The 24,291-nt window shown below is 64.4% G+C and carries 24 protein-coding genes, 1 tRNA gene and 1 pseudogene; 17 read left to right on the top strand and 9 right to left on the bottom strand.

The window, feature by feature from the left end:
- Positions 1-82: 82 nt before the first annotated feature.
- A complete protein-coding gene (locus tag AB0C33_RS22085) occupies positions 83-595 on the bottom strand; it encodes a hypothetical protein (RefSeq protein WP_358290905.1) in 513 nt (170 codons plus the stop codon).
- On the opposite strand from AB0C33_RS22085, the gene AB0C33_RS22080 reads away from it, so the two are divergent.
- Positions 596-1,144 (top strand): hypothetical protein, encoded by a 549-nt coding sequence (locus AB0C33_RS22080; RefSeq protein ID WP_358290902.1) that lies wholly within the window; start codon positions 596-598, stop codon positions 1,142-1,144.
- 24 nt (positions 1,145-1,168) lie between these two features.
- On the opposite strand, the pseudogene AB0C33_RS22075 reads toward AB0C33_RS22080, so the two are convergent.
- Positions 1,169-1,252, bottom strand: a pseudogene (locus AB0C33_RS22075) (IS5/IS1182 family transposase); the annotation flags it as partial.
- Between the two features lie 194 nt (positions 1,253-1,446).
- On the opposite strand from AB0C33_RS22075, the gene AB0C33_RS22070 reads away from it, so the two are divergent.
- The 4 genes from AB0C33_RS22070 (at position 1,447) to AB0C33_RS22055 (ending at position 10,006) form a co-directional block, all read left to right on the top strand.
- Complete coding sequence (locus AB0C33_RS22070) at positions 1,447-3,192, top strand: class I SAM-dependent DNA methyltransferase (RefSeq protein ID WP_358290899.1); 1,746 nt, start codon at positions 1,447-1,449, stop codon at positions 3,190-3,192.
- Positions 3,193-3,254: 62 nt separating this feature from the next.
- Positions 3,255-4,427, top strand: a complete 1,173-nt coding sequence (locus AB0C33_RS22065) for a restriction endonuclease subunit S (RefSeq protein WP_358290896.1) — start codon at positions 3,255-3,257, stop codon at positions 4,425-4,427.
- A complete protein-coding gene (locus tag AB0C33_RS22060; RefSeq protein WP_358290893.1) occupies positions 4,427-7,576 on the top strand; it encodes a DEAD/DEAH box helicase family protein in 3,150 nt (1,049 codons plus the stop codon). Before AB0C33_RS22065 ends, AB0C33_RS22060 begins: the two co-directional genes overlap by 1 nt.
- Before the next feature lie 240 nt (positions 7,577-7,816).
- The gene (locus AB0C33_RS22055) at positions 7,817-10,006 is read left to right on the top strand and encodes a hypothetical protein (protein ID WP_358290890.1); all 2,190 of its coding nucleotides are present in this window, start codon (positions 7,817-7,819) and stop codon (positions 10,004-10,006) included.
- 352 nt (positions 10,007-10,358) lie between these two features.
- Here AB0C33_RS22055 and AB0C33_RS22050 read toward each other — a convergent pair whose 3' ends face one another.
- Entirely contained in the window at positions 10,359-10,826 is a 468-nt protein-coding gene (locus AB0C33_RS22050) for an SRPBCC family protein (protein WP_358290887.1), read from the bottom strand.
- 134 nt (positions 10,827-10,960) lie between these two features.
- Positions 10,961-11,188 carry a GntR family transcriptional regulator gene (locus AB0C33_RS22045; protein WP_352365806.1) on the bottom strand — a complete coding sequence of 76 codons (228 nt, stop codon included), beginning with the start codon at positions 11,186-11,188 and terminating at the stop codon, positions 10,961-10,963.
- Positions 11,189-11,959: 771 nt separating this feature from the next.
- On the opposite strand from AB0C33_RS22045, the gene AB0C33_RS22040 reads away from it, so the two are divergent.
- A complete protein-coding gene (locus AB0C33_RS22040; protein WP_358290884.1) occupies positions 11,960-13,162 on the top strand; it encodes a helix-turn-helix transcriptional regulator in 1,203 nt (400 codons plus the stop codon).
- Positions 13,163-13,354: 192 nt separating this feature from the next.
- Here AB0C33_RS22040 and AB0C33_RS22035 read toward each other — a convergent pair whose 3' ends face one another.
- The gene (locus tag AB0C33_RS22035; RefSeq protein ID WP_358290880.1) at positions 13,355-13,735 is read right to left on the bottom strand and encodes a winged helix-turn-helix domain-containing protein; all 381 of its coding nucleotides are present in this window, start codon (positions 13,733-13,735) and stop codon (positions 13,355-13,357) included.
- Between the two features lie 144 nt (positions 13,736-13,879).
- Here AB0C33_RS22035 and AB0C33_RS22030 point away from each other — a divergent pair, with 144 nt between their 5' ends.
- The 9 genes from AB0C33_RS22030 to AB0C33_RS21990 all read left to right on the top strand — a co-directional run bounded on the left by AB0C33_RS22030 (position 13,880) and on the right by AB0C33_RS21990 (position 19,869).
- Entirely contained in the window at positions 13,880-14,212 is a 333-nt protein-coding gene (locus AB0C33_RS22030) for a hypothetical protein (RefSeq protein ID WP_358290877.1), read from the top strand.
- On the top strand, positions 14,205-15,575 hold the full coding sequence (locus AB0C33_RS22025) for an FtsK/SpoIIIE domain-containing protein (protein WP_358290874.1): 1,371 nt from the start codon (positions 14,205-14,207) through the stop codon (positions 15,573-15,575). The genes AB0C33_RS22030 and AB0C33_RS22025 overlap by 8 nt, the downstream gene beginning before the upstream one ends.
- Positions 15,576-15,581: 6 nt before the next feature.
- Positions 15,582-16,277, top strand: a complete 696-nt coding sequence (locus AB0C33_RS22020; RefSeq protein WP_358290871.1) for a DUF2637 domain-containing protein — start codon at positions 15,582-15,584, stop codon at positions 16,275-16,277.
- Positions 16,278-16,287: 10 nt separating this feature from the next.
- Positions 16,288-16,629, top strand: coding sequence for a hypothetical protein (locus AB0C33_RS22015; protein ID WP_358290868.1), 342 nt, complete (start codon positions 16,288-16,290; stop codon positions 16,627-16,629).
- A gap of 2 nt (positions 16,630-16,631) precedes the next feature.
- Entirely contained in the window at positions 16,632-16,799 is a 168-nt protein-coding gene (locus AB0C33_RS22010; protein ID WP_358290865.1) for a hypothetical protein, read from the top strand.
- Positions 16,796-16,954, top strand: a complete 159-nt coding sequence (locus tag AB0C33_RS22005; protein ID WP_358290862.1) for a hypothetical protein — start codon at positions 16,796-16,798, stop codon at positions 16,952-16,954. Before AB0C33_RS22010 ends, AB0C33_RS22005 begins: the two co-directional genes overlap by 4 nt.
- A 95-nt stretch (positions 16,955-17,049) precedes the next feature.
- Entirely contained in the window at positions 17,050-18,411 is a 1,362-nt protein-coding gene (locus AB0C33_RS22000; RefSeq protein WP_358290859.1) for a replication initiator, read from the top strand.
- Positions 18,401-18,583, top strand: coding sequence for a helix-turn-helix domain-containing protein (locus tag AB0C33_RS21995; RefSeq protein ID WP_358290857.1), 183 nt, complete (start codon positions 18,401-18,403; stop codon positions 18,581-18,583). The genes AB0C33_RS22000 and AB0C33_RS21995 overlap by 11 nt, the downstream gene beginning before the upstream one ends.
- A complete protein-coding gene (locus AB0C33_RS21990; protein WP_358290854.1) occupies positions 18,583-19,869 on the top strand; it encodes a site-specific integrase in 1,287 nt (428 codons plus the stop codon). Before AB0C33_RS21995 ends, AB0C33_RS21990 begins: the two co-directional genes overlap by 1 nt.
- Positions 19,870-19,990: 121 nt before the next feature.
- Here the strand turns inward: AB0C33_RS21990 and AB0C33_RS21985 are convergent, their stop codons facing one another.
- From AB0C33_RS21985 to AB0C33_RS21970, 4 genes are all read right to left on the bottom strand, one after another.
- Positions 19,991-20,257, bottom strand: a complete 267-nt coding sequence (locus AB0C33_RS21985) for a helix-turn-helix domain-containing protein (protein ID WP_358290851.1) — start codon at positions 20,255-20,257, stop codon at positions 19,991-19,993.
- Positions 20,248-20,433: a hypothetical protein gene (locus tag AB0C33_RS21980; RefSeq protein WP_358290849.1), complete on the bottom strand. Its 186-nt coding sequence runs from the start codon at positions 20,431-20,433 to the stop codon at positions 20,248-20,250. Before AB0C33_RS21980 ends, AB0C33_RS21985 begins: the two co-directional genes overlap by 10 nt.
- A gap of 334 nt (positions 20,434-20,767) precedes the next feature.
- A tRNA-Arg gene (locus AB0C33_RS21975) sits at positions 20,768-20,840 on the bottom strand.
- A gap of 57 nt (positions 20,841-20,897) precedes the next feature.
- Positions 20,898-21,443, bottom strand: a complete 546-nt coding sequence (locus AB0C33_RS21970) for a hypothetical protein (protein WP_358290847.1) — start codon at positions 21,441-21,443, stop codon at positions 20,898-20,900.
- Between the two features lie 461 nt (positions 21,444-21,904).
- Between AB0C33_RS21970 and AB0C33_RS21965 the strand changes: the two genes are divergently transcribed.
- Complete coding sequence (locus AB0C33_RS21965) at positions 21,905-23,356, top strand: histidine kinase (RefSeq protein WP_358290843.1); 1,452 nt, start codon at positions 21,905-21,907, stop codon at positions 23,354-23,356.
- Entirely contained in the window at positions 23,353-23,979 is a 627-nt protein-coding gene (locus AB0C33_RS21960) for a response regulator transcription factor (RefSeq protein WP_358290840.1), read from the top strand. Before AB0C33_RS21965 ends, AB0C33_RS21960 begins: the two co-directional genes overlap by 4 nt.
- Positions 23,980-24,291: the final 312 nt, after the last annotated feature.

The following is a 24,291-nucleotide window of genomic DNA, read 5'->3' as shown; positions in this document are numbered from 1 at the left end:
AACCAGCACGGAGACTCCGAGGGAGACCGGCCTGTGCCCTAATCCATGCTGGTCGACCTGTCTGCTATGAGTCCGCCTGCGGTCATTCACCCAGGTCCGGTCCGAACAGAGGGTCCTGGCTGTATGCCTGCTGAATGTAGCGCTTGGCCTTGGAGCCGCGGCTACGTGTACGTTTCTGACGGGCGCTGACCGACTCGCGGCTACGCTTCGTGGCCACGACGACGCTTTGGCCTGCCTCGATACGAGCTTGCACGAGAGAGTGTAGTTGCTCGGGAGTGGTGCCGACCGTGCCGGCAAGCCCGTGTTTGACCAGCTCGATGAACTGTGTATTAACTAGATAGCGCTCCACCTGTTTGTAGCCGAGGTACCGTGCCGGGCTTTCAGCCCGGGCGCCACGTGTGCAGTCGTCGTTCAAGAGCAATCGAATGTAAGAGACTGGCAGATACATGCCGGGGACGAGTCCCTCGACCGGCTGTTTTTCGGTGTCTTCGGGCCAGTAGGCGAGCTTGAGAAAACAGGGATCGTTTCTCATTCGCCACTCACTACCAAGTGCCCCATGTGCGGTGTTGGTGCAGTGCGCCAGGTCGATCACCACATGCCCACGTCGATCTACCCCTATCTTGCCGCCGTACCGGTCAACTTGCTGCCCATCTGCTCGGATTGCAACTTTGAGAAGAAGGACCGTGTACCGACCCGCTACGAGGAACAGACCCTCCATCCCTATTTCGATGAGGTCGATGACGACCGATGGCTGAGGGCGCGGCTCATAACCCGCTCGGCTGATGGCCGGGTCTATCGGGCAAAGCCCCTGGACAGCCCGGCTGGCTGGTTGATCGAGTTTTACGTGGATCCGCCCACCTCGTGGGATGCGAGGTTCGCGGAACGCGTCAGATTCCACTTCGAGATCTTCAAGTTGGCCCCGCTATTTGAGGATCAGGCCGCCGACGACCTACCGGGCATCGAGCTGTCGATCGAGGAAGCCTTTCAGGCCGGCGGAGCACCAGACGTCCGTGCTCACCTGGAGGGACTCGCACGCTCACGTGCCCGCCTGCACAAGAATTCCTGGATGGTGGCCTTGTATGAAGAGCTCGCTGCCCACGACTGGTTCTGCAGCGGGGGCTTTCGCCAGGTAGCGGCCGGCTAAAGGTTCTCCCGTATAAGGCGTGAATTACCCGGTGAGGGCCATGTTGTGCAACCGGGCGATGCCCAGCATGGCTTGGTGAACACCGTGTGTTGACACTCGTTGCTCACGCTTTGTGTCGACCCCCTCCACTACGGTGCGGGCGGCTTGAGATTCCGCCTGACTTCCCGCGTACGCAGGAGGCCGAGGTGCGCGAAGATGGCTTCATGACGCCCCGTCAGCGAACGTGCGTTGCCTGCGGGGGCGCGACTACCCCAGTGGGCCGGCGCAGCCATGCACGTTGAGTGATTCCTGTGAGGAGCCTTGTGAGCACTCTCGGTAGTTTCATCTGGTCGATCGCCGACCAGCTTCGGGGTCCCTACCGCCCCAACCAGTACGGGAACGTGATCCTTCCGTTCACGATCCTTCGGCGCCTCGACTGCATCCTGGAGCCGGACCGCGAGACCGTCCGAGACCTGGCCGCGGCCTACGAGAACTCGAATCGGCTCCGGATCGAGGTCAAGAAGAAGACTGGCTGGCCGTTCTACAACACCTCGAAATACAGCTTCGCCAACCTTCTGAAGGACGCGGACGGGCTCGAGGACAACCTCGTCGACTACATCGACCGGTTCTCCGCCGACGTCGATGTGTTCGAGTACTTCGAGTTCAAGAAGGAGATCGTCAACCTGGAGAAGGCCGGTCTCCTGCGCGAGATCGTGAAGTCCTTCGCGGCTGTCGACCTGCACCCCGATGTCGTGTCCAACGCCGACATGGGGGACGCGTTCGAGTACATCATCCGCAAGTTCAACGAGGCCGCGAACGAGACCTCCGGTGACCACTACACGCCGCGTGACGCGATCCGGCTGCTGGTCGACCTGCTGTTCGCCGAGAAAGACGCCGCCCTGACCGAGTCAGGCATCGTCCGCACGCTCTACGACCCCACCGCCGGCACCGGCGGCATGCTCGCCCTTGCCGAGGAGCACCTGCTCGCACAGAACCCGGACGCCCGGCTGAGCCTGTACGGCCAGGAGTACAACCCGCAGTCGTACGCGATCTGCAAGTCCGACCTGCTCGCCAAGGGCCACGACACGTCCAACATCGCCTTCGGCAACACGCTCACCGACGACGCCTTCAAGGGCCGCCAGTTTGACTTCTGCATGTCCAACCCGCCGTACGGCGTCGACTGGAAGCAGTACGCCAAGGCCGTCACCAAGGAGAAGGCCGAGGCTGGCCCGTACGGCCGATTCGCGCCGGGCCTACCTTCCACCTCGGACGGGCAGATGCTGTTCCTGCTGCATCTGGCGCACAAGATGCGTGCCCCCGAGGACGGCGGCGGCCGAGCTGGGATCGTCATGAACGGCTCCCCGCTCTTCAACGGGGCCGCGGAGTCCGGCCCGTCGAACATCCGCAAGTGGCTGCTGGAGAACGACCTGGTCGACGCGATCGTCGCGCTGCCGACCAACATGTTCTTCAACACCGGCATCGCCACCTACATCTGGATCCTCGACAACACCAAGCACCCCGACCGCAAGGGCCTAGTCCAGCTCATCGACGGCACCTCGTTCTGGACCAAGATGCGCAAGAACCTCGGCAGCAAGGGCCGTGAGATCAGCGACGCCGACCGCGCCAAGGTCGTCGGTTTGTACGCCGACTTCACCGACGCCGACCCCGACTTCTCGAAGGTGCTGCGCAACGACGAATTCGGCTACTGGACCATCACTGTCGAGCGCCCCCTGCTGGACGAGGACGGCAAGCCTGTCGTCGACCGCAAGGGGAAACCGAAGCCCGACTCCAAGAAGCGCGACACCGAGAACGTGCCCTTCACCTACGGCGGCTCGACTGCTGGCGCCGCGGCCAAGACCGAGGTCATCCAGGCGTACTTCGACACCGAGGTGAAGCCGCACGTACCCGACGCCTGGATCGACTGGGCCAAGGTCAGGATCGGCTACGAGATCCCCTTCACCCGCCACTTCTACAAGTACGTTCCACCCCGACCGCTCGCCGAGATCGACGCCGACCTGGAGAAGCAGGTCTCCAAGATCCTCGACCTGCTCCGCGAGGTTGAGCAGTGACCAGGGCACACCACGATCTAGCGCCTGCATGGACCGCCCCCATTCCAAGCCACTGGAACTGGATGCGAAACAAAGAACTGCTGTTCGAGGCGCAGGGGTTGTCGACGGACGGATCCGAGGAGCTTCTGAGCGTCTCGCATCTGTCTGGCGTCGGCCCCCGCTCGGAAAAGAACGTCACGATGACTGAGGCCGCGAGTCTCGACGGATACCGAGTGGTCGATCCAGGCGACCTCGTGATCAACACGATGTGGGCGTGGATGGGCGCCCTCGGCGTGTCCAGGCATGCAGGCATCGTCAGTCCGGCCTACGGCGTCTACCGTCCGCGTCCGACGGCCCCTTTCGAGCCGAGGTTCTTCGACCACCTGTATCGGTCGACGGAGTACGTCATGGAGATGACGCGGGTCTCGCGAGGAATCTGGTCCTCCCGCCTCCGCATCTACCCAGAGGTCTTCCTTCGCATGGCTGTTCCGGTGCCGCCGTTGGACGAGCAGCGCGCCATCGCCGACTACCTCGACCGCGAGACCGCCCGCATCGACACGCTCATCGAGGAGCAGCAGCGCTTGATCGAGATGCTCCGCGAGCGGCGCGCAGCCGTGATCGCCGGAGAGTTCGAGGCACCCGCAACTGGGCGACTCCGGTACGCGATCCAGTTCGCTCAGACAGGGCCGTTTGGAACCCAACTTTCCGCTGAGGAATATGTCGAAGACGGCATTTCAGTGGTGAACCCGACTCACATCAAACGTGGCGCCATCACCCCGGACGCGATGATTTCCGTGACTCCAGAAAAGGCGGCCGAACTTAGACGGCACCAGTTGGAGGTTGGAGACATCGTTCTTGGGAGAAAGGGTGAAGTCGACAAATCTGCCCTCGTCTCAGAGGCCGAAGCTGGCTACATCTGCGGATCGGACTCGATGCTGCTGCGTCCAAGGGAGGACGTTGATCCGTCTTACCTGTGGTGGTTCTTTCAATCGCCGGAGTCGCACAGCCAGCTTGAGCAGTGGTCGGTAGGGTCGACGGTGGCTGGGCTGAATCAGACGACGATCTCAAGGATCGTGCTACCGCTGCCCTCAGTCGTAGAGCAGCGCCGGACCGCGCAGCACCTGGATGAGCAGATCGCGAAGACCGACGCGCTGATCGCGGAAACGGAGCGGTTCATCGAAATCGCCCGTGAGCGGCGGTCTGCGCTGATCACCGCCGCGGTGACGGGTCAGATGGACGTAGGTGAGGTGGCGTGATGGCTGACCACAGCGAGGTCGTCTTCGAGACCGAGATCTGTGAGCACCTCGCAGCCCACGGCTGGCTCTATTCGGCCAGCGACGCTGGCTATGACCGGGAGCGGGCGCTGTTTCCGGAGGACGTGTTCGCGTGGCTGGAGGCGACGCAGAAGTCGGCGTATGAGAAGGCGTTGAAGGCGGCTGGGTCGCAGGCGAAGTTTCTCGACGTGCTGATGACGGCGTTGGACAAGCCGCTGGTGCATGGTGGCGGGATGCTGAACATCCTGCGGACCGGGGTGCAGTACATCGGCGGTGGCCGGTTGAAGATGGCGCAGTTCCGGCCCGAGACGACGCTGAACGCGACGACGAACGCCGAGTATGCGGCGATGCGCGTGCGGGTGATGCGGCAGGTGCACTTCTCGACCGCCGACCAGCGCAGCATCGACCTGGTGTTGTTCGTCAACGGGCTCCCGGTCGCGACGGTGGAGCTGAAGACCGACTTCACCCAGTCGCTGAACGAGGCGGTCCAGCAGTACCGGAAGGACCGCAACCCGCTGACGAACGGGCGGCCGGAGCCGCTGCTGTCGTTCGGGCATCGGGCGTTGGTCCACTTCGCGGTCTCCAATGACCTGGCCGCGATGACGACCCGGCTGGAGGGCGAGGATACGCACTTTCTGCCGTTCGACACCGGCTTCGACGATGGTGCCGGGAACCCGCCGGGTGCGGATGGGAGGTCGGCGACGGCGTACCTGTGGGAGCGGGTCTGGGAGAAGCACGCCTGGCTCAACATCATCGGCCGGCTGATGATCGTGGAGACCAAGGAGGAGTGGGATGTGGCGACCGGCACGTCGGTGCGCCGTACGAGCATGCTGTTTCCCCGGTTTCATCAGTGGGAGGCGGTCACGAACATCGTGGCCGCCGTGGCTGAGGAGGGTGTGGGCCGGCGTTATCTGATCGAGCACTCCGCGGGGTCGGGGAAGACGAACACGATCGCCTGGACGGCGCACCGTCTCGCGCGGCTGCACGTCGATGATGAGAAGGTATTCGACTCGGTAATTGTGGTCGTCGACCGTACGGTGCTCGACGGGCAGCTTCAGGACGCGATCCGGCAGATCGACGGCAGCGGGAAGATCGTCGCGACGATCAGCCCTGAGGACGTGCGCAAGGCCGGTGCGAAGTCGAAGTCCGGCCTGCTGGCGCAGGCGCTGAAGAACGGCGAGTTGATCATCGCGGTGACGGTGCAGACCTTCCCGTACGCACTCGATGAGATCCGGGCCGACTCCGGCCTGAAGGGCAAGCGGTTCGCCGTCATCGCGGACGAGGCGCACTCGTCGCAGTCGGGGCAGATCTCCTCGAAGCTGAGAAAGGTGCTGACCGCCGAGGAGATCAAGGAGATTGAGGACGGCGGCTCGGTCGACGTCGAGGCGGTCCTGGCCTCGGAGATGGCCGAGCGGGCCGAGTCGGAGAACATCTCCTACTTCGCCTTCACCGCGACGCCGAAGAACAAGACCCTGGAGCTGTTCGGCCGCAAGGGGCCGGACGGCAAGCCGCACGAGTTCCATCTGTATTCGATGAAGCAGGCGATCGAGGAGGGCTACATCCTCGACGTGCTCAAGGGCTACCAGTCCTACGACACCGCGTTGAAGATCGCCGGCAAGCTCGAGAACGGCAACGGTGACGAGGTCGAGGAGTCGGCTGCGCGCAAGGGGCTGATGCGGTGGGTGAAGCTGCACCCGACCAACATCAGCCAGAAGGTGCAGATCATCGTCGAGCACTTCCACGTCAACGTCGCCCATCTGCTGGAGGGCAAGGCGAAGGCGATGATCGTCACTGACTCGCGTAAGGCTGCGGTGAAGTACAAGAAGGCGATCGACGCCTACATCGCCAAGCGGGCCGCCAAGGACGCGTCGTACAACTACCGGACTTTAGTCGCGTTCTCCGGGTCGGTGTCGATGGCCGAGAACGACGAGTGGAGCCAGGACTGGGGGCCGAGGCCGTCGGAGGATGACGAGTTCACCGAGGCCAAGATGAACCCCGGCGCGGGCGCCGACCTGGCTGCTGCGTTCAAGGGCGGGACGTACAAGATCATGCTGGTTGCCAACAAGTTCCAGACCGGCTTCGACCAGCCGCTGCTCTCGGCGATGTACGTCGACAAGAAGCTCTCCGGGGTCACCGCCGTGCAGACGCTCTCCCGGCTCAACCGCACTCACCGCACCGCCGGCGGGGAGAAGAAGACCAAGACGTTCGTCATCGACTTCGTCAACAAGCCCGACGACATCAAGGCCGCCTTCGAGCCGTACTTCACGAACGCCACCCTGGAGACCGAGACTGACCCGTACGTCGTCGTACACCTGGCGAACAAGCTCGCCCAGGCGGGGATCTACACCGAGGAGCAGGTCCGCCAGGTCGCCGAGCTGTGGGTCACCCGCAAGGGCAACAACGCGCTCTCGGCGGCGATCAGCCCGGCCCAGCACGACTTCCGGCGTCGCTACGCGGCCGCGATCGAGGCTGAGGACAAGGTCACGCTCAACACCCTCGACCTCTTCCGCAAGGACGTCTCCACCTACGTGCGGCTGTATGACTTCATGAGCCAGATCGTCGACTACGGCGACCCGTACATGGAGATGCTCTCGATCTTTCTCCGGCTTCTGGAGAAGGTCATCGCCGAGTCCTCGTGGAGCGCCGAGGTCGACCTTTCGGATGTGGTCCTGGTCGGGGTGAAGCACACCAAGGCAATCGCGGTTGACATCTCGCTGATCGGGGATGGCGAGCTGAAGGGGATCAGTGCGGCAGGCACCGGTGCCAAGAAGGAGCCGAAGTACGTCGCGCTCCAGGTCGTCATCGACAAGATGAACGACCTCTTCGGTGCCGAGTCGTTCGCCGAGGCCCAGATCCGGGAGTTCGTGCAGGGGCTCGTGCAGCAGCTGCTCACCTACCCGGGCCTGGTTCAGCAGACCCGGGTGAACTCGAAGAAGCAGTTCATGGAGTCACAGGACTTCCAGTCCGCCGTCACCGAGGCCGTCGCCGACAACCAGCAGGCGCACAACACCATGGCTGATTACTTCTTCACCGACGGGCCTGCGATCAAGGGGATCATCGTGGCGCTCGCCGACGCGTTCTACGAGGTCGCGATCGACAAGGAGTCAGACGGGCCTGGCTCAGGATCTTGAGGCATCCCCTCACAGTTCCCCCTCTTGTTCGGGGGGCCTTGCAGGATCAGATCGTTCAGGGAACCATCGTTCTAGGTAATCACTCATGGTCCCCACAGCGCGGCAGCGACTGTGGGGCTGGGTGCCCGAACGTGTGTTACCTCAGACTTTCAATGACTGTAAGGACCAGGATCACAGCAAGAGCGGCCGAAGAGAGCTAATATCTCTAAGCCTCAAACTCCGCGGCACTATAGGACGACGATGCAAGAAACTTTCTCTCTCTTCGAGCGGCTGCTCGATATTGCGTGCCGCTTTTATTCGGATGCCGGTCCGGTCGCGGTAATCGCCGACGCGGGAGAGAGTAATACAGGGATCGACTTTCGCGCTCAATGGCGCACGACAAGAACATCGGTAAATGCGCGAACACTGGAGGCAGTAGCTGAAGAGATTACAGCTGCGCCAGTTGTACTCCTTCCACCTTTAACAGCACCCAAGAATTTGAGGAATCCATGGCCTGCCGAGGAACTTATCTCAGAAGTAAGAGTTCCTTCTCCGGCGATGCCGCTCGTACTGATCGTCCCTGCTAGCTTTCTTAGCAGTGTGCAGCACAGCAATCTTCGTCGGACCATTGCCCAGCACTGGCAAATATCGTTAATTGTCATTGGCTCTGACCTGCTCGATGGCGTCGATAAGAGATTTCGCGCAGCTGCATTGTTTCTTTGGGCCGACAAGGAGCAGCAGCATCAAACAAAGTTCTTCTCCCTTCCCGATTCATCTCCGGGAGACAGGGAGGTGCTCGGAGACTTTCGAAATTTACTGAAAAGGCGAACTGGACGCGGAACCTTCGGATATGTACCTCAGGGAACCGTGACTCCCGCTGAAAGTCTAGGATTTTCGCGCTACGATCCGCAGCTGTTAGATCAGAGGGACAATCTTAAAAGCTTCGGGACATTAACTCGCCTCGGGGACTTGTTTGACATCCAGCGCGGGCCATTCCATCTGGCGCATAACTCTGACCTTATAAGTGACGACCTCGACGTTAAAGCGATTCCCCTCCTCTCTGGACGGGAAATCACTAGGCGTGGAGAAATAGAGGTCTCCGATGAAGCGAGGCGTGCACGCGTCCAAGAGGACTGGCTTCTGAGAAGTGGCGACATCGTGCTTCGCGAGATATATGGCCGCGGTGATCGCGGAGGATTAATCGCAGCCAAGATATCGGAGTATGATCTCCCGCTTGCGGCAACTCAGCACGTCATCACGCTACGCGCTAAACCCACTACGGACGATCTGCAACGAAGCACGGCTTTACAGCTACTCCGTATGCCACTTGCTCGAAAGCTTGTTATCGATGCCAACGAGAGTGTGGGTCATCTTCGCCTCGGCTCGTTGGCAGAATTGCCAATACCTCAATTGAGCGACGAACTACGCACGGTGCTGGAGAACTTGAAACACGCTCGATCGCGTTTCGAGACATGGCAAGCCGAATGCAGTCACCTGCTAAACTCCATCTTCGAAGGAGACTCTCCAGAGAAAGCACGTCTTCGTCTCCTCAGCTCTGGTCGAAAAATTCGTCTACGCAGCAACGCGGCTGCGGCATTGGATGATAATCGATACCTGTTCCGGACGCGATTGCCTTATCCAATCGCCTACCGATGGCGGCTTGCTGAGGCGACGCTAAGTGCGGGGCCTTCCAGAGAGGCATATACTGCGATTTTGGATGTAGCGGAAATTCTGGCATGCTATTCGGCACTAGCAGGGCTCGCATTTGCTCGTAGTTCAAATATATCTATTGGATACGTTGGAAATCTGCGAGCGTCTTTAGGTCGAAAGGGTAATGGTCCCGGCCTAGGCGACTGGGTCGCAATCCTTCGAGAGATTCGCGATTCCAAATTGATCGATGGCCAAGCCGTCGCCAAGCCTCTTGTGGAGATGCGACTGCTGCTCGCCCCAGCGGAAGTGGATGACGCATTACAATCACTGAAGCAGCGCCGCAATGATGAGTCCCATCAGCGCAGGATCAGTAAGCCAGAAGTTTCGGCATTCGTTGACTCTGCATTCGATGAGCTATCCACTCTGCTGAAGGCATCTCTATTTCTTGCTGAACTGCCGCTGATATGTGTCACATCCTCACAATGGGACAGCTTTCAGGGGAATTCTATTGTGCACTATCAGGAATTCATGGGAGATCACTCTGTAGTGCCGGTGCAGGCTATGAGCTACTCTTCGAGCGAACTTGAAATAGGAAGCCTATATATCCTCGATGACCAGCGTTCTCTGCATCTACTTCGGCCATATTTGATAGGCACCGAATGCCCCACCTGCCATGTCTGGTCAACTTTTCACCTCGACGAACTGACCAGCTCTGGCCCTAGGTTAAAGAGCTTGGAACATGGCCATGTGTTTGTTGAACCAAACCTTCGTAGCCCCCTCAGTCAAGTTGGCCTCTTATAGCAATCAAGCCCGGCAGTGACTCCGTCCTCGATCCGCTGCCGCTCCGCAGTGAATCGACGGCGCACGAAGTGCTTAGCGTGCTGCGCTCTAGCTAGTGATGTTTCCTCGACCTAGGCTTGTGGCGTTCCAACGCGTGGGGTGGCGCTGGCCGCGACCGGCCGAAGAGCCGCAGCGCGGCCAGCGATCGCCCGACGCGTGGCAGGTCGCCGCAGGCGGCCTGCCCTTGAAACCGTAGGGAAAGTTCTCATCCGGCCGTGAGGCACTCCGTCTGACCTGCTGTTCCGTTGACTTCTCTCGTGCTGGCGATGCTGGTCAGGCTGGGGCTGGCCCCTCGGTCCCAAGCCGACCTGACTCAGCCGGCCTCTTCGACGTGCGACGCCAGGTTGGCCAGAGAGGAGGCGATCCCAGCTTCGTGCACCGCCTGGTCGATGCCGAGTGGTACGCCCGTAGCGGTGACGGTTACCTTGGTTCCTTCGCCAGCAGCAGTTAGGTGCCAGGTCATCGTCATGGTGCCCGCGTACGACGGGTCGTCGGCCTTGAACACTGCCCGCTGCACCACGCGCTCCGGTGGCACCAGTTCGGCGAACCCGACGTCGACGACGTCCGTCGTGTCTGATGTCTTGCCGGGGCTGTCGGTGGGGTCGAGGTACGTAAGGATCATCCGGAAGCCGCCGCCAGGGCGGAGATCCCACCGCTCGATCCGTCCGCGCATGCCGTCCGGCGGCAACCATGCTTCGAGGGCCTCCCGGTCGAGGAGGGCTCCGTAGACAGTCGCTGGTGGTGCCGCGATCAGCCGGCTGGCGCGGTCAGTCCTGTCCATTGCCCGAGTCTAGGACCGAAGCTCTCCAGGCCCATCCTCGTCGAACGACAGCCGGACCAGTGCCTTTGAGGGTGCCGTGGATAGACCCCCATCAGGTGCCGCCCGTGGTGCGGCTGTTGAGGGGGCAGGCATAGCTACTGTGGGGACACGATGGAGCCCTTGCCGGGCTTTGTGGTGATCAGCCCTCGTTCTCGGAGTGCTTCCATCGCCTTGCGGATGGTCACTCGTGCGACGTCGAACTCCTCCTGCAGCTTCACCTCGGAGATGAGGGTGAGGGGCGGGTAGGTGCCGTCGCCGATGCGCTCGGCCACGACGTTGGCTATCTGCTCCCACTTGTAGAGCCGCGGGTCCCATTCGATCACGGGACGACTCTAGGTATCCCTGCACCTAATGGCATAGAACAGGCATTGCTAGGAATGCTATAGACAGGTTAAGACGGGCTGGGATAGGTTGCAGCCATGGCGTTGGTGAGCGGCTGTTCGGAGTCCCTCCGGGTGGGGCTCCGTTCGGGCGCTTCGGTCTGCCGCTCCACGAGGATGCGCTGTGCGACTGGAGACAGTTCCTCGCTCACCAACGCCTGTTCATCGGTCGGGACATCCGCGAGCACTGCCGGCACCGAGCTGGCGATCGCGCGTTACGAAGGACGGTGAGCCCGGTGGCAGACTTCGGAGACTTCCACGGTACGCACCCTGCCCCGCCTCGCCCTCATGCGGTGTCGGTGAGGTGGCTCCCGATCGAGCGGTCTCCGGATCAGGCCCGGGTCCTGCACTACACCTGCGAATGCCTGTCACTGGTCTTCGAGCAATGCATGGCCGGCGGCCAGGGCTTCGTCCGGCGACACGACCGGTCCGTCTTTCCCTGGGGGCTGATGGAGAGCCCGCGCATGCGGGTCGTCGATGCCATGACGCTGTGGCGACAGCTCATGTGCGGGGAAGCGAGGTAGCGACACACAGATCCGGCGAGTCATGCACACGTAGCGTCACTTTCTGAAGCCGATCGGTGACGAACGTTTCCGCAGGCCGAAGGCCGATCTGCGGTTTCGCATGCCCTCCGACTGGCAGTTTTTCTGCCAGTGACGCAGGTCACCCGTCTTATCGTCGAAGCAGGCGACGACGAGAAGGAGGGGCGGCGACGTGGCAACAGAGTACGTGACGCAGGGCCAGCGGATCGCGCGGGCTCGTCACCGCAAGGGGTGGGATCAGGCAACCCTCGCCGAGAAGGTCGGCCGATCTGTCTCCTGGCTGTCGAAGGTGGAAAACGGGCGGATGCCGCTGGACCGGATGAGCGTCGTCGGACAGCTCGGCGTGGAGGTCGCGGAGCTGACCGGCCAGCCGTACCGGCACGAGACGACGGAACTCGACTCCGGGCACGCGGCTGTTCCGGGGCTTCGGCTCGCGCTTCAGCAGGCGTCGCTGCCCAGCGGGATCGGGCTGCCGGCGCGCGGGGAGCCACGGACGTTGCAGGAGCTGGAGGCGAACGTCCGCCTGGCGGAGCAGCTTCGCCAGGACGCCAAGTTCACCGCCCTCGGTGAGGTGCTTCCCAGGATCCTCACCGACCTGATCACGATCCTCAACGGCTCCTCGGCCGATCGCGACCGGGCCGAGGCGCTGATGCTGCGGGCCTGCCACATGGCGCGGGTGTCGTCGAACCTGCTGGGTCACCATGATCTCGGCTGGACGGCGGTACAGCGCGAACTCGTCGCCGCGCAGCACGTCGGCTCACCCGATCTGATCGCGGCGGCAGGCTGGGACCTGTGCGGGGTGTGGCTGCACGAAGCGCAGCTCGATCCGGCCAAGGACGCGGCTCTGTCGGCGTTGGACCAGATCGAGCCGTATGTGAGCGGAGACGACACGATCAAGGCGATGTGGGGTGCCCTGCATCTGCGGGCCGCCGTGGCGTACTCCCGGCTGTGGGATCAGAGAGAGGCGGAGAGCCATCTGGACGAGGCTCGCCGTGTCGCCGAGGTCCTGCCGCGGGACGGTAACGCGTTCCAGACCCAGTTCAACCGGGTCAACACCACGATTCACGCCGTCGAGGTCAGCATGGAGCTGGGCCGGCCTCGTGAGGTCATCTCGCGGGCCGAACACGTCGAGATAGCCGAGATCGCCTCGTCCGAACGTCAGGCTCACTACTGGACCTGCACCGCGGCGGGCTACCACATGAACAGAAAGGACAACGAAGCCGCAGACGCTCTGCTCCGTGCCGACCGGATCGCGCCTCAGCACGTCCGGAACCGTCCGTTGGTCCGCAACATCGTGCGCGACCTGCGAGACAGCGGCAAGCTGCATCGTCAGCGCGAGATCCTCAACCTCGCCAAGGTGATGCGGCTGCTCTGAGCACGACAAGCGGAGGGCTATCCGCGCAATGGCTCCCCACCCAGCAGGTAACCCGGGGGGCGCTTCGGCGTCCTGCCTACACGATGGGGTGATACATGGGTCTTAGCGAGACTGAACGACAGATCTTGCTTCGCGAGCTGGCGGAGATCGCGGTCGACCTGACCGAACTCCAGCGGCGTGCGACCAGGGTCTCTACTCGGCTTGATCAGGGCGAGTCCGAGCGTCCAGCTCGTCCAGCCTGACCGTCAGCTTGTTCATGTGCTGACGGATCTCGCGCAACTGCTCGGAGATGATGCGGAACTCTTCGCTGTGCTCGCCAGGGGTGGGGACGGCCTCGACGTCGTCAGGGGTGCGGGTGACGAAGCTGCCCGCCCCCTGGCGGGTCTCGATGAGCCCTTCATCACGGAGTACGGCCAGGGCGTTGCCGATGGTCATCATGGCCACGCCGTACTTCTCGGACAGCTCACGCGCTACGGGGAGCTGCTCTCCCACTGCATACCGGCCTGAGGCGATGTCGCGCCGAATGTCCTCGGCAATCCGCAGGTACGGCCGGCGCCGGTCAGTGGTTGCCATGACTCAATTTTAGCGGTTCTAGATGCCTAGGTCTCTGGGCAACCTGTAAGGAATCTCGAAGCGATTTAGCTATCTCGGTTTACAGAGCTAGTTACCTAGGTATCTTTGTAACTAGCACAGTCACTCTGAAGGAGAGCAGCTCTCATGCGCACCATCCCGATCCCCGTCGACACCTCCAAGCTCGTCATCACCTGCGTGAAGGCACCGAAGCCCCGCCTGGTCAACAAGGACACCGGCGAGATCAAGACCGACAAGAACGGCAACACCGTCTACGAGATCACCGTCTCGGTGGAAGACGAGTTCGGCCGGATCGAACTCGTCAAGATCGGCACCTCGGGGGAACCCCCGATCACCGCCGGTCAGCAGGTCAACCCGACCGGCATGGTCGGCTACGTCTGGGAAATCGCGGGCCGGTGGGGCATCTCCTACCGCGCCGCCGCTCTCCTACCGGCAGACACGGAGCCGCTTCGTGTCTGACACCACGCTCCTCGTGCTCGGAGTCCTGGCCGCTGCGGCGGCCGGGCTCTGGGCCTGGCGCCGCTGGCACTACCCGTCGTTCTGGCTCGTGGCCGCCTTCCCGCTGGTCGCGGTGAGCGTACGGGCGAGCTGGCGCAAGGTCGCTCTCGGCTGCAACCTCACGAAGAAGCGGCAGCGCTTCTGGTTCACCACCGTCCCCGGCCTGGTCGCCTCGACCGGCGTCGTCCGCGTCCGGCGCAAGTGGCAGCGCATCGCCGTGGACACCAAGCCGTTCATGTGGCTGCCCAAGCCCTCCCGCTACGGCTGGCGCGTCACCCTCCACACCCTGGAAGGACAGATCCCCGCCGACTACGCCGACGCCGCCGAACGGCTCGCCCACTCCTGGGGCGTCCATGCGATCCGCGTCTCGTCGCCTCGTCCTGGACGAGTCGTCCTGTCCGCCACCGTCCGCGATCCACTGGTCCGGGTCGAGACGCTGCCGACCTCGCCCGAACTGCTCAAGGTCACCGTGGGACGTCTAGAGACCGGTGGCCCCTGGACCATCGACTTCAGGACCGTCCCGCACTGGCTCAACGCCGGGGCGACTCAGTCCGGCAAGTCCAACCTGGCCAACGCCCTGGTCCAAGGGCTGGCTCCACAACCAGTTGCCCTGGTCGGCTTCGATCTCAAGGGCGGCGTGGAGTTCACCCCGTACAGCCCTCGCCTGTCAGCACTGGGCACCACCCGAGCTGAATGCGTCGGCCTGCTGGACGACCTCGTCGGCCTGATGACCGGCCGCATGGCCCAGTGCCGGGAGGCCGGCGCCCGCAACATCTGGCAACTCCCGGACGATCAGCGGCCTGTGCCCGTGGTGGTCCTGGTCGACGAACTGGCCGAGCTGTACTTGATGGCTGACAAGAGCGAAAAGGACGAGATCGCCAAGACCTCGACGGCGCTGCTTCGGGTGGCTCAGCTCGGTAGGGCGTTCGGCATCTACCTGTTCTGCTGCGGCCAGCGCATCGGCTCCGATCTCGGGCCCGGCGTCACCGCTCTACGGGCTCAGTGCTCCGGGCGGATCTGCCACCGGGTGAACGATCCGGAGACCGCCACCATGACGCTCGGAGACCTCGACCCCGCCGCCCTTGCCTCGGCGCGTGCCATTCCCGCCGAGACACCCGGCGTCGCCATCGTCGCCTCTCAAGACGGCCAGTGGTACCGCGCCCGCTCCTACTACGTCAGCGAGCAAGCCGCCGAACTCGCCGCCTCGACCTACGCCGATCGCTCACCCGTCTGGGCCGACGTCGTCGCCGGCCACGCCGCCCAGGTGAGCGACACCGACCTCGCCGAGTTCCTCAACTCCATCCCTGACCCAAGAGAGGCCTGAACTCCGATGCGACGCCTCGCTCACTGGCTGCTCGACACCGGCCCCGTCCTCGTCCTGGCCCTCATCGCCGGAGCCGGGTCCTTCACCCACATCCGCGACACCGCCAGCGACCATGGACAGTCCGGCTGGATGGCCTGGGCGATCGCCGTCTGCATCGACCTCACCTGCGTCATGGCCGCCCGCGAGCGGCAACGCGACAAGAAGACCGCCCGCGTACGGCGCGGCCTGATCTCCTGGCCCGTCCTCGTCCTGACCGGAGGCATCGTCCTGTCCCTGGCCGCCAACCTCCAACAAGCCGACCCGACCGCCTGGGGCTGGATCACCGCAGCCACCCCGGCCGCCGCCTTCCTCGTCGCCGTCTCCATGCTCGAACGCCGGATGTCCGGCCCGCGTCCCGACTCGTCCCCAGACGTCTTCGGGACGTCCCCGAAAGACGTCCCCGCGTCCCCTCCGCGTTCCGACGCTTCCGTAGCCATCCCGTCCGCCGACCGTCCCGCCCTCGTCCCCGCCCAGGGGCGCCAGGACGAACACCCCGGACCGTCCCCGGCACTGGTCGACTACGCCCGCCGCGTCGCCGACGAACACCACACCCGACACAGCAAGCCCATCACCCGCGACGTTCTCCGCGCCCGCCTGGGCGTGTCCGAGCAACTCGCCTCCGACCTGCTCCACACCCTGCGCACCGTCCCAGAAACCACCTGAAAGGCGCACCATGCACAACGACCGAGACGCCCTCATCGCCGGACTCATCGCCATGGCCGGCTTCCTCAAGGCCCACCCTCAGATCCCGACCTCGATAGCACCCGTCACCATCCGTGCCTTCCCCGACAACGGCTCCGACGACGACATGCGCGCCGAGGTCGACAAGGTCGCCGCCCTGCTCGGCACGGAGATCGACCCCCACCACCTGCCCCATGACCACTACATGACCGGCATCGGCTTCGGACCGGTCCGCTACGAGTTCATCGCCATCCTCGCCGCCGCCCGCGCCCGCTACGCCGCCGATGACAGCTACCGCGGCTGCATCCAGATCGACACCACCCGGGAGCCCTGACCATGCGCATCCGCCTCGAAGGCAACCGCGCCGAACTCACCCTCGACATGATCCACCTCCGCCAGATCTTCACCGTCACCAGCATGTCGCGGGCCTTCCCCGACAGGAGCCGGCCGCGGAACTACCGCCTCTACGTCACCATCACCCCGCGCAAGGACCACCGCCCATGACGACCGAAGAACCCTGGACCGACTGGCCCGGCATCCTCGCCGCCGTCCCGCTCGCCTACGGCCGCTGCTGCACCTGCAACGGAAGGGGCCTCGACGGCGACAGTGACACCTGCCGCGACTGCGACGGCAGCGGCATCGACAACCACGGCGCATAGCCGAGATCCCCTCACCTGGCCACACAACCGCCAAGTTCCGCGCCAGGTGAGGGGCCATCCCACTCCAGAACGCATCCGGACAGGACGGATCCATCATGCACCACTCCCACGCCATAGCCGGGATGATCGACCGGCTTCACCAGCCCGACTACGACCGCTGGGCGCACCAGATCAAGCGCACCGGCGGCTGCCGACAGCCCATCCACCTGCGCGGCAAGGTCGAGCACTTCGACCAGGCCACCGGCCAACTGCTCCACCGCTACACCACCAACCGCGAACCGAACGGCGTCCTGCGCGTCCCGTGCAAGACCCGCCGCGCCTCCCGCTGCCCGGCCTGCGCCGAGGTCTACCGCGCCGACACCTACCAACTCGTCCGCGCCGGCCTCATCGGCGGCAAGGGCGTCCCGGAGACCGTCAGCTCGCACCCGTGCCTGTTCGTCACACTCACCGCACCCTCCTTCGGAACCGTCCACACCCGCCGGGAGAAGAACGGCAAGGTCCAGCCCTGCCACGCCCGCCGCAACGCGGAGACCTGCCCGCACGGACATGTCATGTCCTGCACCGACCGCCACAGCACAGAAGACCCGCGTCTGGGTGAACCGCTGTGCCTGGACTGCTACGACTACGACGGCTCGGTCCTGTTCAACGCCATCAGCCCCGAACTGTGGCGTCGCTTCACATTGGCTCTGCGTCGCCGCTTCGCCCGGCTCAACGGTCTGACCGTCAAGGCCCTGCGCGACCAGGTCACCATCGCCTTCGCCAAGGTCGCCGAGTACCAGCGGCGGGGTGTCGTCCACTTCCACGCTGTCATCCGCCTCGACGGGCCAGATGGCCCTAACTCACCGCCTCCGGCCTGGGCCACCGCTGACACCCTGGCCCAAGCGGTCCAGCACGCGGCAGCCGCCGTGACCGCCGAGATCAAGCCACTGAGCCGGACCTTCCGATGGGGCACACAGCTCGACGTCCGCCACATCACCATGAACGGCGACCTCACCGAACAAGCCGTCGCCGCCTACATCGCCAAATACGCCACCAAGGCCGCCGAATGTGTAGGAACGCTGGATCGCCGCATCCAACCCCTCGACAACCTCGACGCCCTCCCCGTTCGCGACCACGCCCGCCGTCTGATCGCCGCCTGCATGCGACTGGGCAGCGACGAGGACCTGGCCGACCTACGGCTCACCCAATGGGCCCACATGCTCGGCTTCCGCGGCCACTTCTCCACCAAGAGCCGCCACTACTCCACCACCCTCGGCGACCTCCGCGCCGCCCGCGAAGAACACATGCGCACAGAAGAGATCAGCCTCGGGCGGCTGCCGCTCTTCGACGAGGACACCATCCTCGTCGTCGCTCACTGGGAGTACGCCGGACAGGGCCTCTCCCTCGGAGAACAACTCCTCGCCGCCGCCATCACAGGCCACCGCGTGCCGAACTTGGGGGAACAGCATGACGCCTGAACTGCTCACGGTTCCGCAAGCCATGGCCACTTTGCAGGTCAGCCGGTGGACCCTCTACAACCTCATCCGCTCCGGCGAATTGGGCTCGGTCATCGTAGGCGTCCGCTGCCGCCGCATTCCTCAAGCCGCCCTCAGCGACTACGTCACGCGACTCTGCGAGGAGGCAGTCTGATGCCCGCCAAGACCACGCTTGCCTCCCCAGGTGAGCCCAAGCGTCCGCGTACGAGCCGTCGTATCCGGGCCAACAACGAAGGCTCGATCTTCCCGTACAAGAACGGTTGGGCGGGCTACGTCTGGGTCACTACACCGGATGGCAAGAAGACCCGCAAGTGGGCCTACGGCAAGACCCGCGAGGAGACCCATGAGAAGTGGCTCAAGCTCCACGAACGAGCGCGACGAGGACCGGTGGCCACCAAGCACGAAACGCTGGCCGCCTTCCTCAAGCGCTGGCTCGGAGAAGTCATCGAGCCCAACAGAGAGCCCACGACCTACGTGGCGTACGAACCGCTCGTCCGGCTGTACATCGTCCCCGGCCTGGGCAAGAAGCGTCTCGACAAGCTCACCGTCCGGGACGTGCAAGCCTGGCTCAACACCTTGCCCACGCTCTGTACCTGCTGTGACCAGCGGAAGGATCACAAGCGACCGGAGCACAAGCGACGGTGCTGCTCGATCGGCAAATGCTGCAAGGGCTACCTCTCCCGCAGCAGCATCGCGGGCATCCGGAGGGTCCTGCGCTCGGCGCTCGGTCACGCCCTGCGGGAAGAACTGGTCACGAGAAACGTCGCCTCGCTGACCACGCTCCCGAGCGCCAGCAAGACCAAGAAGAAGCGCCAGAACACGGTCTGGACTGTAGATGAGGCCCGCAGATTCCTAGAGCACCTACGGGAGGTCGAAGACCCTCTCTACGCGGCGTACGTGCTCATCCTCGTCCTGGGCCTTCGTAGGGGAGAGGTCCTTGGTCTCACGTGGGACAGTGTGGATCTCGTTGGCGAACAGCTCTGGATCTCCCACCAGCTCACCAGAGTCGGTGGCCGGCTCCTCCATCGGCACACCACCAAGACAGAGGACTCAACCGCTTCGCTGCCACTCTTCGGCCTGTGCGTTTCCGCACTCAGGCACCGGCAGCGCGTCCAGGAGGAGGCACGAAAAGTGGCTGGGGACGCATGGAAGACCTCGGACCTGACGTTCACGACCCGGACCGGTACGCCGATCGAGCCGCGCAACTTCAACCGGGCCTTCGAGAACCACTGCCACCGAGCGGGCGTCCCGCGCATCCGTGTCCACGACACCCGGCACACCTGTGCCTCGCTCCTGGCCGCCCTCGACGTCCATCCGCGTGTGGCGATGCGCATCCTGCGGCACTCGCAGATCTCGATGACCATGGACGTCTACACCCAAATACCGTCACTAGAGACTCGTAAAGCCCTCGATCGGCTCAATAAGAGTTTGGAGGCTTGAGCGGTATGTAGCAGTGCTTGTTCGATGTCTTCAGTAGAATCTCTTGAGAGTGCACGTGCCTGCTGCCGCTATATCGCGGCGGCAGGCACGTTGTGCGATAGAGCCTCTCTGATTGACGGGATTAGTCCTCATCAAATTGAGGGTCATAGTCCCGTATAAATACGATTGAACGCGCTGATGAGAACCATGTGTCGATCGTGGACTTCTTCCAGTAGCACCGACCGTTGTCCAGCTTCGCGTCGGGCTTGGGGAAGGGGATAGTGGGGGAGATCCCCTTGCTGGCGTAGGCGTAGATCGACTGGACGGATACGCCGAGCTGTGACGCTACCTGTGATGTCGTTAGCCAGCGGTCTCCGTCTTGCAGGACGGGAAGGTCCTCTATGCGCACAACTCTCTCACATTCTTGATTGCCACTCCGCTGATGGCGTAGATAAGTGCCATCGAAGTGATGATCTTGTCCGAGGCGTCCGGGCCCCAGATGATTACGACGACAAGAATGAAGAGGATGATCACGTAGCGCATGATGATTTGGAGATTCGACGGGGTGCTGTTGACGTCGGACATTGGAACTTCCCTTCATGTCGCTGCATTGGTGTAGGGCTCCATGAAAGCGAAGAGGAAGTTCGGTGGCGAACGAGATCCTAACTGCACAAGGGTATCTGTGATGTAGATCACACTACAGCGGTGATGTTCGTCTGCAGTGGTGGTGAGGTCACTCACTGCGTACCGTCGGTCGCCGCATAGATCGCGGGCCGTCAGATGCAGTCTGATGATGGGCGCCGGGTGCCGTCTGTGATGGTCGGCCCGAACGTGATGTCGAGCACGTTGCTGTACGCGGCTGCTGTACGCCCACGAAAAAGGCCCTCCGGGATCATCCCGGAGGGCCTTTGACCTGCTGTGCGGCCGGAGGTACTCGAAACCCCAACCTTCTGATCCGTAGTCAGATGCTCTATCCATTGAGCTACGGCCGCTCGCTGCGTAAGCAAGCATAGCGGGTTCTGTGCAGTGCATCGAACCGAATACCGCGATCACTGGCGAGCCGGCTCCTCCTTCTTGGGCCAGAGCGTGTGGCTCACCGGCCAGATCAGGGCGATCAGGGGGACCTTGAGGAGGTTGAGCATGAAGTCCACCAGGGCTTTTGTGCGGGAGGGGTCGTTCACGAGCCAGATGAGGCCGAAGAGGATGAGGCACGAGATTCCGTACGCCAGGAGCAGTTTCAGCCAGAACGCCCACTCGTAGCGTGTCCGGGCGGGTCCGCCTGCTGGAGGCTTCCAGGGCGGGGGGCCGCCGGCGAAGCGGTGGTGGAAGCGGGCGTCGGCCCAGCGCATCGTCCGGTGGCCGAAGACGATGGAGTAGGCCAGGTAGGCCGCTGCCAGGCCGTGGCGCAGGTCCGCCGTGGCGCCGCCGCGCATGTCGATGACCGCCGCGGCCAGGAGGACCACGTCGAGGAGCGGGACGCAGAGCAGGAGGGCCGTGCTCAGCCGTCGGCGCTTCCAGAGGTAGCGGCAGGCCAGGCCGAGGCCCAGGAGGAGCCAGAAGCCGATTTCGCAGCCGATGAGGATGGCGACAATCACGTGTACCAGCTTGCTGTGATTCGCGGGCCGGCACATCGTCGGTGAAAACGAGCCTGTGGATACATCGAAAGGTGTATCCACAGGGTGACCCTCGGAGGACGGCGGCGGCGTCCGGGAGTGGTGAGATGAGGACATGACACGAGCGGCGGTGAAAGGCTGTGGCGCCGGGGCGCGGGCGGTGGCGGGTCGGGCGACACTGTCCGGGGCGCCGCCGGAGGCCGGCTCTGGTTGTTCAGGGTGTGGGCGGGGCCGGAGTAGGCCGGGTGGTCCGGGTGCGTAGGGTCGCTGACCGGTCGCCGGCCTTGACGCGGTCGGTTTCACAGTGGTGGCGGTCGGTGCCGCTGCCGTGGGGGGCCGGGGTGCGGACGGGTTCACGGTGGTTGAGGCGGTTCGAGGCGCGAGGGGCCTCCGGGGGCGGCGGTCAGGAGAAGGGCAGGGTGCCGCCTGGGGTGGCGGCCGGGGTGGCCTTCGTTCTGGGGGCGCTGCTGATTCTGGCCGGTGGATACCTGCGCCGTGGCGTGCCGGTGTGGGTGTTGCTGGTCCCGCTGGCGATCACCTGTTCGGCCGTGTTGCTGCGGCAGCGGGCCCCGTTGTGGTCGCTGGCTCTGGGAGTGGTGGCCGTCACGATCGACGGGCTGGTGGGGCCGTCGCTGGCGACCGTGCTGGTGTTCACCGACAATCTTTACGCCGCGGCGCTCTATGGGCCGGCGCGGCTCGCTCGGTGGTTGCTCGGGATCACGACGGTGCTGGCCGTGGTGGCCGGGGCCGTGGCGGCGTTCATCGCGGCGGACTGGCGGTTGCTGGCCGTCATGGGGATCCAGGCGGGGCTGGTGCTGGTCACGCCGGTCACCACGGCCTGGGTGCTGCGGGAGCAGCGCGACCGGGTGGCCGCGGAACGCGCGCGGGCCGAGCAGGTCGCGCATCTCGCCGAGCTCGACCGGCAGGCCGCGATCGCGGCCGAGCGTACCCGGATGGCTCGTGAGTTGCATGACATGATCGCGAACCATTTCAGCGCCATCGCCATCCAGTCGACGGCTGCTCTGTCCCGAAAGGACCTGGATCGGGAGACGGTCCGGAAGGTCATGGAGTCCGTACGGGAGAACAGCGTCAAGGGCATGGCCGAGATGCGGGACATGATCGGGCTGCTGCGGGAGGCCAACGGCGGGCGTGAGGGGGACGGGCCGGAGCTTGAGGCCACCCGGCCGCGGCTGGCCGACGCGGAGAGCCTGGTCGAGCGTACGCGGCGGGCTGGGATGGAGGTCGAGCTGCGGGTGGACGGGGAGGTGCGTGAGGTGCCGGCTTCGGTGGATCTGGCCGGTTATCGCATCCTTCAGGAAGGGCTGACGAACGCGCTCAAGCATGGTGAGGCGCCGGTCGTCGTCTCGCTGACGTACGAACCTCGGGAGGTTCTCCTGACGGTCGAGAACCGGGTCGGGCGGCGGGGGGCTCGGCTGCCGGGTTCGGGGGCGGGGCTGATCGGCATGCGCGAACGGGCTTCGCTGGTCGGAGGGTTCTTCGAGGCGGGGCGGTCGGGGGATGGGTGGCGTATCGCGGCGGCCTTTCCGACGTCGCTCACGCCGGACACACAGCCGCTCGACGCCCGCCCGCCGGACGGTAGCGCGTCAGGTGGCCGTCCTGTGGGTGGGCGTGCCGTGGGTGATGGTGCTTTGGGTGGCCGTTCTGTGGAGGTGCGTGCTTCTGGGGAGCGCGCTTCGAGGGGGCGGGGTGCGGGTGTGCCGGCGCCGGGGGCTGGCGCTGTGGATGGGCGGGCGGTGCGGTGGCGGGCGGTCGGAGGGGCAGCGTTGGCGCCGGACGAGAGCGTTGGCGACGACGGTGAACACCTCAGGGATGGTGAACGTCCCAGGGGTGGCGAGTGTCCCAGGAATGGTGATGGCGGAACGGACGTGGCATGAGCATCAGGGTGTTGGTGGCTGACGATCATGCGGCCGTACGGGCCGGGATTGTGATGATTCTGGACGGCGCGGACGACGTCGAGGTCGTGGGTGAGGCCGCCGATGGTGAGCAGGCGGTTCGGTTGGCTCATGATCTGCGCCCTGACGTCGTCCTCATGGACATCCGCATGCCTCGTCTCGACGGCATCTCCGCCACCAGGGAGCTGGCGGGGGTGAGTGACGTCCTGATCCTCACGACGTTCGACGTCGACGAGTACGTCTTCGGCGCTCTCCGGGCGGGGGCGGCCGGTTTCCTGCTCAAGAACACCGAAGCCGATGCCCTGGTGGAAGCGGTGAGGCTGGTGGCGGGCGGCGAGGGGATGATCGCGCCGGGCGTCACCAGACGGTTGATCGCCGCCTTCGCCGACCAGCCGGCCCGCCGTGAGCCGCCCGAGCCGGAGGCCCTGACCCCGCGCGAGCGTGAGGTGCTGGCCTGCATCGGTCGCGGCCTGTCCAACGCCGAGATCGCCAAGGAGCTCGACATGGCCGAGGCCACCACGAAGACGCACGTCAGCCGGCTGCTGAACAAACTGGGCCTGAAGAGCCGCGTGCAGGCGGCGATTTACTACTCAGAGTCGCTTTAGCCCCGTAGGGTGAACGCCGTGACCACGCCGCCGCCCCCTCCAGCCGGGGAGCCGCCCCCCGAGGGGCCTCCGTTCGGGCAGCATCCGCCCGGGCCCCCCGGCAGCCAGCCTCCACCTGGGGAGCCATCCCCCGAGGGGCCTCCGTTCGGGCAGCGTCCGCCCGGGCCGCCGGGTGGCCAGCCTCCACCTGGGCAGCCGCCCTCCGGACCGCATCCGTCCGGACCGCATCCGTCCGGACCGCATCCGTCCGGACCGCATCCGTCCGGACCGCATCCGTCCGGACCGCATCCGTCCGGACCGCATCCGTCCGGC

The organism is Nonomuraea sp. NPDC048881, from assembly GCF_040649795.1.
Taxonomy (GTDB): Bacteria; Actinomycetota; Actinomycetes; order Streptosporangiales; family Streptosporangiaceae; genus Nonomuraea.
Note: the sequence above shows the minus strand (reverse complement) of the source record. Positions and strands in the feature narration are given on the sequence as shown.